Genomic DNA, 12944 nt, shown 5'->3' on the forward strand with positions numbered 1-12944 from the left:
GTTTGGATCAGGAGGAAATCAATGCTAGTTGCTGATAAATCAACCAAACTAGCCATTAAGCAAAACATTTTGTGCCCTGCTTAAAGATGACTCTAGTTTAGGAGAGAGTTATTGCAACAATTTGACCAAGCTGTAACTGAATTGTAAAAATCAAAATTTAATTGTTATTAAATTGTAACCAATACAATTAAGCTGCTTGCCCTGTCCATAAAGACTAACTGCTTGAAAACAAGCGTGCCAGCAAAGGATTTACTGGCATGCCCGTCTAATTGAATATTGAGCTAATAAAAAAAATCAGCTGAAGAAGTCGCGCGCTTTATCGACCCAGCTTTTGTTTTTTGGGCTATGCTTTCCGGCATCTGCCTGCGTGCTGCTTTCAAACTCACGCAACAATTCTTTCTGTTTCTCCGTCAGGCGTACCGGCGTTTCCACCACCACATGTACCATCAGATCCCCATGCTCACTGGAACGCAATGGCTTGATGCCTTTGCCGCGCAGACGGAACACGCTACCGGTTTGTGTTTCGGTCGGGATCTTCATTTTAGCTGCGCCATCCAGCGTAGGCACTTCGATTTCGCCACCCAAGGCAGCCGTACTAAAACTGATAGGCATCTCGCAATGCAGGTTCGCGCCTTCGCGCTGGAAGATCGCGTGTTCTTTTAAATGGACCACGACATACAAATCGCCGGTTGGCCCACCATTGACGCCCGCTTCACCTTCACCACTCAAGCGAATGCGGTCACCTTCATCGACACCAGCTGGGATTTTGACATTCAGGGTTTTGTTCTGCTTGATGCGGCCACCACCGTGGCAGGTCGGGCAAGGTTCTTTCACCATTTTGCCGCTACCGTGACATTTCGGGCAGGTTTGCTGCACTGAGAAAAAGCCCTGTTGCATACGCACCTGGCCATGACCGTTACAAGTGGTACACGTCACCGGTGAAGTGCCAGGACGTGCGCCTGAACCATGGCAGGTTTCACAATTGGCCTGTACCGGGATACGGATTTTGGTTTCCGTGCCTTTGGCAGCTTCTTCTAAAGAGATTTCCAGGTTGTAACGCAGGTCAGCACCGCGGTAGACATTAGAACGCTGGTTACGGCCACCACCGGCGCCACCGAAAATATCACCGAAAATATCGCCGAACGCATCGCTGAAATTACCGGAATTAAACCCGCTGAATCCGCCACCACCCATGCTCTGGTCTACACCTGCATGACCATACTGGTCATACGCCGCACGTTTTTGCTCGTCGCTTAATATTTCGTAAGCTTCTTTGGCTTCCTTGAAGCTTTCTTCAGCTTTAGGGTTGTCCGGGTTGCGGTCTGGGTGAAACTTCATTGCCAGTTTCTTGAAGGATTTTTTAATTTCCTCATCACCGGCGTCACGGTTCACACCTAACACTTCGTAGTAATCTTTTTTTGCGGCTGCCATAGTTATTCCGTTTAATGCGCTTGCGCCATATAAACAAACACACCCGTGTTGAACGAAGTGTGTTTGCCGGCTTCATAAAGAAGGGCAAGTGTTGCCACTCGCCCTTTATCGTTAGTCTTTTTTCACTTCTTCAAACTCGGCATCGACCACGTCGCCTTCCACCGTTTTTTCATCCTGTGGTTGTGCGCCTTCGGTGTTGGCCTGCGCTTGCTGTTCAGCGTAGACTTTCTCGCCCAGCTTTTGTGAGACTTCCATCAAGGCATTGGTTTTCGCCTCGATGACATCTTTGTCATCACTGTCTTTAGCAACCGCTTCCAACTCTGTCACAGCTTCTTCGATCTTGGCTTTTTCTTCGGCATCGATCTTGTCGCCATGTTCAGCCAGCGATTTCTTCACGCTGTGCAATACGCTGTCTGCCTGGTTACGGGCATCGACCAGTTCACGCAATTTCTTGTCTTCATCAGCATATTTAGCGGCATCTTCTTCCATGCGCTGAATTTCTTCTTCAGACAAACCGGAGTTAGCCTTAATGGTGATTTTGTTCTCTTTGCCGGTAGCTTTGTCTTTGGCAGACACATGCAGAATACCGTTGGCATCGATATCAAATGTCACTTCAATTTGCGGCATACCACGTGGTGACGGTGGAATGTCACTCAGGTTGAACTGACCCAGGCTCTTGTTGCCAGCAGCCATTTCGCGCTCACCTTGCAACACATGAATCGTCACTGCATTCTGGTTGTCTTCCGCTGTAGAAAACACTTGTGATGCCTTGGTAGGGATCGTGGTGTTTTTCTTGATCAGCTTGGTCATCACGCTGCCCAGGGTTTCAATACCCAGGGACAATGGTGATACGTCCAGCAACAATACGTCTTTAACGTCACCTTTCAACACACCACCCTGGATCGCAGCACCTACGGCAACGGCTTCATCCGGGTTCACGTCTTTACGTGGTTCTTTGCCAAAAATCTCTTTCACCTGCTCTTGCACTTTAGGCATGCGGCTCTGGCCACCGACTAAAATCACGTCAGCGATATCCGCCTGTGATACGCCAGCATCTTTCAATGCGGTACGGCATGGTGCAATCGTGCGCTCAATCAGGTCTTCTACCAGTGATTCCAGTTTGGCACGCGTGATTTTTACCACCAAGTGCTTAGGACCAGTCGCATCTGCCGTGATGTAAGGCAGGTTCACTTCAGTCTGCTGTGCACCAGACAACTCGATCTTGGCTTTTTCAGCGGCTTCTTTCAGGCGTTGCTTGGCCAGCAAGTCGTTACGCAGATCCAGGCCGTTTTCCTTTTTGAACTCATCAGCCAAAAAGTCGATGATGCGGTTATCAAAGTCTTCACCACCGAGGAAAGTATCACCGTTGGTAGACAATACTTCAAACTGGTGCTCGCCATCGATTTCAGTGATTTCAATGATAGATACGTCGAACGTACCACCACCAAGGTCATACACTGCGATCTTGCGGTCACCTTCTTGCTTGTCCAGGCCAAAAGCCAGGGCAGCAGCGGTTGGCTCGTTGATGATACGCTTCACGTCCAACCCGGCAATACGGCCCGCGTCCTTGGTCGCCTGGCGTTGGCTATCGTTAAAGTAAGCAGGCACGGTAATCACAGCTTCTGTCACTTCTTCGCCCAGGTAATCCTCGGCGGTTTTCTTCATTTTGCGCAATACTTCGGCAGAAATCTGTGGCGGCGCCTGTTTCTTGTCGCGCACTTCAACCCACGCATCACCGTTATCCGCTTTGCTGATGGTGTAAGGCATCAGGTCGATATCTTTTTGTACTTCTTTTTCGTCAAAACGACGGCCAATCAGACGCTTTACTGCAAACAATGTATTTTTCGGGTTAGTCACCGCCTGGCGTTTGGCTGGTGCACCGACCAGAATTTCGCCGTCTTCCTGATACGCAATAATCGATGGCGTAGTACGCGCACCTTCAGCGTTTTCAATCACACGTGGCTTGCCACCTTCCATCACGGCGACACACGAGTTGGTGGTCCCCAAATCAATACCAATAATTTTTCCCATATTCGCTTCCTTAAATTTTGTGAATCACACTAAGTTGTTAATTATTCAACCGATGTTGTGATAATTGGGATGCCTGAACAGATTTCAAGTCCCTGTTTATAATGTGGATTATTTTGCCTGTATCACAGTAACCAGCGCCGGGCGCAAAACACGCTCATTCAAGGCATAACCTTTTTGCAACACGCTCAACACCGTGTTGGGTTCTCCTTCTGCTGGCACCATGCTGATCGCCTGGTGTTTGTTCGGGTCAAACTTCTCCCCCAGTGGATTGATCTCGGCAATATTGAATTTTTCAAACACGCCCAGCAATTGCTTGGCGGTCAGTTCGACACCGTTTTTATAACTGGCGACGTCTGCATTTTCAACTGTCAGCGCGGCATCCAGGCTGTCTTTGACAGCCAGCAGCTCGCCACTGAATTTTTCCAGCGCGAATTTGCGCGCTTTATCGATATCATCCAGTGCCCGGCGGCGCACGTTTTCGCCTTCTGCTTTGACATATAGCACTTGCGCTTTGGCTTCTTCCAACGCAACCTCTAAAGCGGCAATGCGCGCCTCATGGTTTTCTGTTGACTGCTCTGGATGCGCTTCGTTGACAGCTTGCTCGTTAGCCGTCGTGTCTACGGATGTTTGCGGTTCTTGCATGTTACTCCCCTATGAATTCAAGACTTTTCATTTGACGATTTCACACACATGGGGATGACCCTACTGATTTCAAGGGCAAAATCGCGATTTAGCGAAAATTGGCGTTTGATAGCGTTAAAGCTGGCTCAGCGATGCCGGATCGGCCGTCGGCACACTCGTCACTGCCGCGATGACTGCTGCGGTATCCGGCACTTGCTGTTTGCCACCCAGATTGATTGCTGCCGCTTTGCGTCCGCCAGCCACACCGGTCAGGCCGGGATCAGTATCGGTATATACAGCCACCACCGGCACATCGAGTGCTGCAGCAAAATGCGAAAGCCCGGTATCCACACCCACTGCAAATCGCGCTTGTGGCATCACGCTTGCCAATTGCTGCAAACTCAATTTCGGCAGCACCAGGGCCTGCGGCACTTTCAGGGCAATGCGCTCGGCACGATTTTTTTCAACCGCCGAAGCCCATGGCAGGCACATGGTTAGCCCTTGCTCAGCATAATGCTGGCCTAGAGCAATCCAGTGACTTTCCGGCCACAATTTACTGTCGCGGCTGGTGGCATGTAAAGCGATCCAGGATTTAGGCGCCAGTGTGAGCGTTGTTGAATCAGCAGTCGCCTGTGTCTCGCGCAAGCCATAATCAGGTAAATCGTTTGGTGCGGCATACCCCAAGCTGAGCGCCACCAGCGTACGGATACGCGTCACTGCATGCTGCTGGTAAGAAATAGCATAGCGATGCTGATAAAAGCGACTGGCCAGTGGTTCGCGTATCGATTGCGCATCATAGCCATGGCGCGGGCCACGCGCCCAACCGGCGATCCAGGCACTTTTCACCAGGCCTTGCACGTCAATCACGGCATCATAGGGTTGCGCAGCCAATGCGCGTTTAACTGCCCTGACCTCATGCCAGGTATCGCACCGGAATAACTGCTTGCGCCAGCGGCGAACAGCGACAGAAAACACCTGGTGCACATGTGGATGCAGGCGGGGAATATCGGCAAAACTTTCTTCGACCAGCCAGTCGATTTGCGCGTCAGGATAATGCTGCAAAATGTCTTGCACTGCTGGCAGGGCGTGGATCACATCGCCCATAGAAGTGGTTTTGACCATTAGAATACGTTTCATGGCCGCTATTTTCGCATACAATCTCGACCATGAAGTTTGCTTTTCTGATATTCAAATATTTCCCTTATGGCGGGGTGCAGCGCGACATGTTGCGCATTGCCAGAGACTGCGTTGCGCTGGGTCACCAGGTGACGATTTTCACCGGTGAATGGCAAGGCCCGCAACCCGCAGATATGCAGGTAAAACTATGCCCAAGCAGCGGCTGGCTGAATCATACCAGGCATGCCAGCCTCATTACTGCCATGCAGCAAGCTGTGCAGGCCGGGCACTTTGATCTGGTGGTCGGTTTTAACCGCATGCAGCCGATTGATGTCTACTTTGCGGCTGACTCGTGTTTTATCGCCAAAGCGCATGAAGAGCGGCCGTGGTGGTATCGGCTGACCAGCCGTTATCGCTGGTTCCAGCAGGCAGAAGCATCGATTTTCTCACCTGCCAGCCGTACGCATATCTTCACGCTGACGCAACAGGAACAGGCGACTTTCCAGCATTGGTACCAGACACCTGCTGAACGTTTCCACCTGATCCCGCCTATCCTGGATCCACAACGGTTCCCGGCGTTTGACCGTGCACAAAGCAAACAATGGCTGGCTGAAACGTTTGGCATTTTGCCTGAGCATACGGCGTTGCTGCTGGTGGGGTCCGGCTTTAAAACCAAAGGCGCTGACCGCGCAGTGACAGCGATAGCCAGTTTGCCAGCGCACGTGAGAGAAAATATCCGTATGCTGATCATTGGCCAGGATAATCCGCGCTGGCTGCAAAAGCATATCCAGGCACATGGGTTGACTAGTCAAATACAGGTTTTAGGTGGCCGCGATGATATCCCGCAACTGATGCAGGCCTGCGACTGGATGGTGCACCCGGCCCGGCGTGAGCTGGCTGGCCATGTCTTGCTCGAAGCCATGGCGTGCGGTTTGCCAGTGCTCACTACAAATGTGTGCGGGTATGCCCCATATATACAAAATGCAGGCGCAGGCATCGTTCTTGGCAGCCCGTTTACACAAGCCGCGCTTGATCAGGCACTTGCTACAGCACTATCCTCTGCCCGTGACACATTCAGTACAGCCGGGCTGGCTTGTGCCAACCAGTTAATGCAAGACAACCCAGGAAAGGCTGAAGCAAACATACTCACGCAGTTAGCTTCGGAAAAAAAACATTGGCTCAACAAAAGCAGCAACTTAATCCTGTGACACTCCCAGCGGATACCCAGCTGTGGCTGTCGCCTGCACACGCACAGCACTTAGACACATTTTCTTTTGAAGACTTTATGGCGATGGAAGGCTACACCGTACGTGCTGCGGCCAACCGCAAAACCATGCGTCTCACACTTGCCGGGCAATCCTATTTCATCAAGCAACATGGGGTCACTGGCTGGCGCGAGATCGTTAAAAACTGGCTGACCTTCAAGCGCCCGATTATTGGCGCCATGACTGAAGTGCGTGCCATACAGACGCTGGAAAACATAGGCATTGCGACTACCCCGATAGCTGCTTACGGCATACAAGGTCATTGTGCTGCCAGCCAGCGTTCATTCCTGCTGACTGAAGACTTGGGCGACATTCATTCGCTGGAAGATATTTGCAAAAGCTGGCAATCACAGCCGGCCACGGCAGAAACACGCCAGGCGATGTTGATCGCAGTGGCAAAACTGGCGAAACAGTTTCATGCGGCTGGCCTGTGTCACCGTGACTTTTACCTTTGCCATATCGCCTTGCAAAAAACCGAGATATTGACGGCTGGTACCGCGTTTTATTTGCTGGACCTGCACCGTGTACTGCAAAGTGTCTCACCGCATGGCGCTGCCGTGCGCAAAGACATTGCCGGCTTGATTTTCTCGTGTATGGACTTTGGCTTTACGCAGACAGACTGGCAGGCATTCAAGGCGCATTACTTGCCGCAAACTGATGATTTCTGGACCCAGGCATTTAACCGTGCACAGCGTTTACACGCCAAATTTCACAGCCCGAAACAGCAGCAGAAATTCAAACAGCAAAGAGACGCGACAGATTTATAGCGTCGGGATTTAGAAGTTGTCAGTGATTGAGTACACGTCAGCAAACACGCTTGCCTGCGTGTTTACTGTGCTGGTCGGCCAGGCGTAAACGGAATATTGCGTAATTTATCTGCAGCCGCTTTACTGTCTTCGCTGCGCTTCAGGGCATAAGCCTTAGCTTGTTCCAGCAAGGCCGCAGATGGCAGGTTAGGGTCATCTGGGAGTGAAGAAAGCTTCTCAAAACTTTCCTCATAGGTATTCGCGACTTCTTCATCAATCTGGGTCGCCATGTCATCAAAGCTGACACTGCCCTCGCGGCCTTCCAGCATGATCGCATTCCATTTGCGATTGGTCTGCTGGTCAATCAGGGTAAACTTTTGCACTTGTTTGCGGATGGCCAGCTCTTCGTGCCAGCGGTATTTGGGTTCTGGCAGATGACTAAGCATGATAGCAATGCCTAGCAGCCAGCTGGCGCCGCTGATGACACGCCAATGTTGCAGATACAAATGCCGGGCGGCCGTGGCGGGCAAACACAGCACGGCAAACACGATACCGGTCAGAAATCCGCCGATATGCGCAGAATTATCGATGCCAGGGATAATAAAGCCCATGGCGATCGTCAGGGCTGAAAAGGCCAGTGCACCCCAGAACAGCCAGCGAAATTCAAGCTGTTGCATCTGATGCCTGGCGTACCAGACATAGATCAGCAACGCGCCATAAATGCCGAAAATGGCACCAGAAGCGCCACCAGAGACTGCTTCATTGCCCTGGATCACCAGTGATAGCAGGTTACCGGCAATGCCGCTGACGACATAAATCCCTAAAAAACGTGCCGGGCCGAACATGCGTTCGACCAGCTTGCCGCCATCCCATAGCGCCAGCATATTCATGCCCAGATGCAAGGCGCCAAAATGCAAAAACATGGCCGAACCCAGCCGCCACCACTGCCCATCAGCCGTTGCAGGCGCAAAGTTGGCGCCCCAGGTCAGTTGCACATTATTCGGCGAGTGCCAGAATCCGGCGCCGCCCCACAGCATGACCACAAACACCAGCAGATTCAGGGTGATCAGCAACCTGGTGACCGGCGGTACAGCCGCGCGCACACCGATCTGGCTCAGCGCTGAATGGTCATTTTTCGGGTGCTGTGTCATTTAGACGGGGCGCCCCTGATAAGGCAGATGCAACACTGGCGGTTGCTGTAACCAGTCATTCAGCGTTTGCAGGTTTTCATGCGGCATGGACATGTCTGGATCGACCTGGTTGGCCACCCAGCCACAAAAAGGGATCTGCTGTTGCTGCAAAACCTGCACCGTCAGCAATGCATGATTAATGCATCCTAAGCGCATGCCGACCACCACCAGTGCCGGCAGCGCAAGGGCTTGCAACAGATCAACCATGCTGTGCCTGGTGTTGAGCGGCACCATCAGGCCACCTGCGCCTTCCACAATCACCACGTCTGCCAGCCTGGTCAATTCGTTGTAAGCGGTTTTAATCACATCCAGTTCAATTTCAATACCAGCCTTGGCCGCCGCGATATGCGGGGCAATCGCTGGTTGAAAACAATAGGGATTGACCAGCTGAGGCGGGGCCTGGACGTTAGACGCAGCCATGAGCTGCATCACATCGTCGTTTTGCCAGCGGCCATCTATCCACTCGCAACCGGAAGCGATCGGCTTCATGCCCACCACGGTCAGCCCTTGTGCAATCAATTGCTGCATCAGGTGAACTGTCACCGTGGTCTTGCCGACGCCGGTATCGGTCCCGGTCACAAAAAAATGTCGCGGCAACGTGGTCATTGTCATCTTTATTCCAGCGCGTCAGCCTTGCGCGGCATTAACTGGATAGGACTGGTGCCGGGTGCGGTATAAGGCTGGCTACCAGTCCAGGCATGCACAAACACCACTTCATAAGTCGCGGGCAATTTCCCTTGCTGGCGAAAGCCCTCATAGCCATGGCGCAGTTTCTGTAAAAAACCTCTGCCATTCAATCCCTTGGGGCGTCCAGCAGTCGCATTGTGCGCGCCTATCGCTTTCAGGTCGCGCATCACGGATTCCACGGTATCGTAAGTCAGGGTGTAATGCATCACGTCCAGCACCGGCGCATTGAAACCGGCGCGCGTCATGGCATCGCCTATGTCATGCATATCGATAAAACGGCTGACGTGCGTATGGTCTGCCCCTGAGGCCGCGCGTAATTCTTTTAAAGTATCCGGGCCCAGGGTAGCAAACATCAGCAAACCATCGGGGCGCAGCACACGGCGGAACTCCTGCAGGGTGGCATCCAGGTCATTGCACCACTGCATGGCAAGGTTAGACCACACCATATCGACACTGCCGGTGGCTAATGGGATGGCTTCTATATCGGCGCAGACAAAACGCGGCGTGGATTGCCAGAAGCGGTACCAGGGGAATAAGGCGCGGCTGCGTGACAGCATACCTTCAGCAATATCCAGCGCGATACCCTGCGCAGATTTATATTGTTTGAGCAAGGCATTCAGGCCATGACCAGTGCCACAGCCGGCATCCAGGATCACGGCTGGTTGCAGCTTGACCACATCGAGCCGGCTCAGCATTTCTTCACGCACTTGCCGCTGCAAGATGGCGGCGGCGTCATAGTGTTTTGCCGCGCGATGGAACGACTGCCGCATGCGCGACTTGTCTATCAGATATTCATCCTGCATTTAGCTCTCCGCGACAGCGCGCACGGTAAACTCATCGGCCATAAAGGTCTCTACCGTTTCGCAGAAAGCATCCGCATGTGAAAGAAACGGCGCATGTGCCGCGCCCGCGATCACACGCAACTTTGCCCGTTGCAGATGCATGGCCAGCCAATGAGCGGCACTCACGGGTGCCAGGGTGTCCCTATCACCGTGAATGATCAGGGTGGGCTGGTACAAACGGCTGATTTCTTCGCGCAAGTCGGTTTGCAACAAGATATCCAGCGCAAGATTGAGGCTTTCCTGAGTTGGCGTAGGCTTGGCAGCAAAGGCGATGCGCAATTGGCGCACCGTGCTGCGGGTATCTTTGGCATGCATGCATTGCAAGGTGAGGAAATTCAGCAAAGTCGCATGAAAGTCTTTTTCAAACCGCTCGTTGAACTGCTGAAAATGCCTGGCTTCAATGCCATGTGGCCAATCCGGCTTGCTGACAAAACTCGGGTTACTACCCACAAGAATGAGTTTCTCAACCCGGTCCGGCTGACTCAATGCGATCTGTTGCCCGATCAATCCACCTAGTGACCAGCCTAAAATGGTGGAGACCCCAGGGATTTCTTCAGCCACGGTTTCAGCCAGACTATATAGATGGTATGGGGTAACCGGGCGACTTTGCCCCATGCCGGGTAAATCTACCAGGAACAAACGGTAGTTGGCAGACAAGCGTTTGGTGATGCGCTCCCAGACCGCGCTGTTCATGCCCCAGCCGTGCAACAGCACCAATGGCTTGCCCTGCCCCATGATCTCTATAAAGCAACTCATGCCGGCTCCCCGGCGGGAATGTCACGTTCAGCTGCCTGTATTGCTGCAATCAAAGCACGTACATCTTGTTCGCGATGCGTAGCAGATAAGGAAATGCGCAATCGTGATGTATTCACTGGTACCGTAGGCGGGCGGATGGCAGGCACCAGGATACCGCGCGCTTGCAGGTATTGGCTAAGCGCAAGCGCCTCAAAATTGCCACCCAAGATCAGTGGTTGTATTGCGGTTTCTGACGGAAGCAAGTGCCAGCGTGTAAGTGACAGCTCACTTTTGAGTAAATCTATCATGGCAAACAATTGCTGCCTGCGCGCATCGCCATGCTCAATTTCATGCACCGACGCGAGTAATGCTGCCGATAACGGCGGCGGGGCCGGCGTGGTGTAAATATAGCTGTTGGCATGCTGGATCAGATAATCGATCACCACCTGCTCACCTGCCACAAACGCACCGGCGACACCGGCGGCTTTGCCCAGCGTGCCCATCATGATCAGGCGTGGCGATTGCAAACCAAGATGCTGCAAAGTGCCGCGACCCTGCGGGCCTAACACGCCAAACCCGTGCGCATCATCTACGTAAAGATAGGCATCATACCGTTCGCACAGTTCAAGATAGGCAGCCAAGGGCGCGATATCGCCATCCATGCTGAATACCGCATCGGCGGTGATCAGTTTGTGGCGCGCGCTGCTGGCCTGCAGTAGCTTCTCCAGCGCGGCGACATCATTGTGTGCAAAGCGGTGATGCGTGGCGCGCGAAAGAAAAGCGCCATCGTTCAGGCAGGCATGGTTGAGCTTATCGGAAAACACCGCATCGTCACGCCCCATCAGGGCACTGATGACACCGATATTGGCCATGTAACCCGTGGAAAACAGCAGTGCCGCCGGCTGCTTCACAAAGGTCGCCAGCGCGTGCTCCAGTTGATCATGATAGCGGTGATGGCCGGTGATCAGGTTGGAAGCACCGCTACCAACGCCCGCCTCAGCGGCTGCTAGTTGCAATGCGGCCACCAGCGCAGGGTCATTCGCCAGCCCCAGGTAATCATTACTGCAAAAGGACAAAAACCGCTGACCATTAGCGGTGATATGTTCAGCCTGCGGCGAATCCAGCAAGCGGCGTTGCCGCGTCAGGCCTAGTGTTTTACGCTTTTCCAGGTCAGCGTGCAGAAAATCCAGCATGTGCGGCCACTTAGATTTTCTTTAAGCCAAGTTTGGCAAACAGCGCGTTATCCGCATCGACTTCCGGGTTACCGGTCGTCAGCAGTTTTTCACCGTAGAAAATACTGTTGGCACCGGCGAGGAAACACAGCGCCTGCACAGCATCGCCCATGCTTTGGCGACCAGCAGACAAGCGCACAAAACTATTTGGCATGGTGACACGTGCTGCGGCAATCGTACGTACGAATTCCAGCGGATCCAGCGCCTCGGTACCATGCATTGGGGTACCTTCCACCTGGGTCAGCAAGTTGATAGGCACGCTTTCAGGCGGTTGCTCCATATTCGCCAGTTGCGCCAGCAGGCCAGCGCGCTGGGCGCGGCTCTCGCCCATGCCGATAATGCCGCCACAGCAGACGTTGATATCGACACTGCGCACGCGGTCCAGGGTATCCAGGCGATCCTGGTAGGTACGTGTGCTGATCACATCGCCGTAATACTCAGGCGCGGTGTCCAGGTTATGGTTATAGAAATCCAGCCCGGCTTCTTTCAGCTGTTCGGCCTGGCCGTCTTTCAGCATACCCAGGGTGGCACAGGTTTCCAGGCCCATGGCCTTTACTTCAGCAATCATTTTCAGCACCGGGTCGAGGTCGCGTTGCTTTGGTCCGCGCCAGGCAGCCCCCATGCAGAAACGGCTGGCGCCGCTGTCTTTGGCCGCTTTGGCCGCCGCCAACACGTCATCCAGCTTCATCAACGGCTCATTTTCAACCTCGGTGTGATAACGCGCAGCTTGCGGGCAATAGCCGCAATCTTCGGAACAGCCACCGGTTTTGATCGACAGCAAGGTACTCACCTGTACTGCATTCGGCTCATGGTGCTCTCTGTGCACCAGTTGTGCTCTATGCAACAAGTCATTAAAAGGTAATTCGAACAATGCCACGATATCGTCCACCGACCAGCGTTCAACGGTAGGATGGTCACAGGCACTGGAGGCTCTCAGGCCATCGATATTAATGATGGAGGTTTGCAGTTCGCTGTTGCAAGCGCTAGAAGAAGTTTGTTGTTCCATAATGATCGCAGAAGTATAAAAGATGAGTGTTCAATGGGCTGA

Annotated in this window: 12 protein-coding genes; 2 read left to right on the forward strand and 10 right to left on the reverse strand. The window is 53.0% G+C overall.

Going from position 1 to position 12944, the window contains the following annotated elements; genetic code table 11:
• Positions 1–294: 294 nt before the first annotated feature.
• From dnaJ to waaC, 4 genes are all read right to left on the reverse strand, one after another.
• Entirely contained in the window at positions 295–1431 is a 1137-nt protein-coding gene (dnaJ, locus tag ACTS9Y_RS03580) for a molecular chaperone DnaJ (RefSeq protein ID WP_442584642.1), read from the reverse strand.
• 111 nt (positions 1432–1542) lie between these two features.
• Entirely contained in the window at positions 1543–3462 is a 1920-nt protein-coding gene (gene dnaK, locus ACTS9Y_RS03585; RefSeq protein WP_442584643.1) for a molecular chaperone DnaK, read from the reverse strand.
• Positions 3463–3570: 108 nt separating this feature from the next.
• Positions 3571–4104 carry a nucleotide exchange factor GrpE gene (gene grpE, locus ACTS9Y_RS03590; protein WP_442584644.1) on the reverse strand — a complete coding sequence of 178 codons (534 nt, stop codon included), beginning with the start codon at positions 4102–4104 and terminating at the stop codon, positions 3571–3573.
• 114 nt (positions 4105–4218) lie between these two features.
• Positions 4219–5220, reverse strand: coding sequence for a lipopolysaccharide heptosyltransferase I (waaC, locus tag ACTS9Y_RS03595; protein WP_442584645.1), 1002 nt, complete (start codon positions 5218–5220; stop codon positions 4219–4221).
• Positions 5221–5249: 29 nt separating this feature from the next.
• Between waaC and ACTS9Y_RS03600 the strand changes: the two genes are divergently transcribed.
• A complete protein-coding gene (locus ACTS9Y_RS03600) occupies positions 5250–6407 on the forward strand; it encodes a glycosyltransferase family 4 protein (protein WP_442584646.1) in 1158 nt (385 codons plus the stop codon).
• Entirely contained in the window at positions 6404–7231 is an 828-nt protein-coding gene (gene rfaP, locus ACTS9Y_RS03605) for a lipopolysaccharide core heptose(I) kinase RfaP (protein WP_442584647.1), read from the forward strand. Before ACTS9Y_RS03600 ends, rfaP begins: the two co-directional genes overlap by 4 nt.
• Positions 7232–7293: 62 nt before the next feature.
• Here rfaP and ACTS9Y_RS03610 read toward each other — a convergent pair whose 3' ends face one another.
• From ACTS9Y_RS03610 to bioB, 6 genes are read right to left on the reverse strand one after another with little or no spacing between them, the layout of a single operon-like run.
• A complete protein-coding gene (locus ACTS9Y_RS03610) occupies positions 7294–8361 on the reverse strand; it encodes a rhomboid family intramembrane serine protease (protein ID WP_442584648.1) in 1068 nt (355 codons plus the stop codon).
• Positions 8362–9012, reverse strand: a complete 651-nt coding sequence (gene bioD / locus ACTS9Y_RS03615) for a dethiobiotin synthase (protein WP_442584649.1) — start codon at positions 9010–9012, stop codon at positions 8362–8364.
• Between the two features lie 2 nt (positions 9013–9014).
• Positions 9015–9890: a malonyl-ACP O-methyltransferase BioC gene (gene bioC, locus ACTS9Y_RS03620; protein ID WP_442584650.1), complete on the reverse strand. Its 876-nt coding sequence runs from the start codon at positions 9888–9890 to the stop codon at positions 9015–9017.
• Entirely contained in the window at positions 9891–10685 is a 795-nt protein-coding gene (gene bioH, locus ACTS9Y_RS03625; RefSeq protein ID WP_442584651.1) for a pimeloyl-ACP methyl ester esterase BioH, read from the reverse strand. It abuts the gene before it with no gap.
• Positions 10682–11857 (reverse strand): 8-amino-7-oxononanoate synthase, encoded by a 1176-nt coding sequence (bioF, locus tag ACTS9Y_RS03630; RefSeq protein ID WP_442584652.1) that lies wholly within the window; start codon positions 11855–11857, stop codon positions 10682–10684. The genes bioH and bioF overlap by 4 nt, the downstream gene beginning before the upstream one ends.
• 10 nt (positions 11858–11867) lie before the next feature.
• Positions 11868–12902, reverse strand: a complete 1035-nt coding sequence (gene bioB / locus ACTS9Y_RS03635; protein WP_442584653.1) for a biotin synthase BioB — start codon at positions 12900–12902, stop codon at positions 11868–11870.
• Positions 12903–12944: the final 42 nt, after the last annotated feature.

This window comes from Methylophilus sp. (assembly GCF_052173275.1).
In the GTDB taxonomy this organism is placed as follows: domain Bacteria; phylum Pseudomonadota; class Gammaproteobacteria; order Burkholderiales; family Methylophilaceae; genus Methylophilus.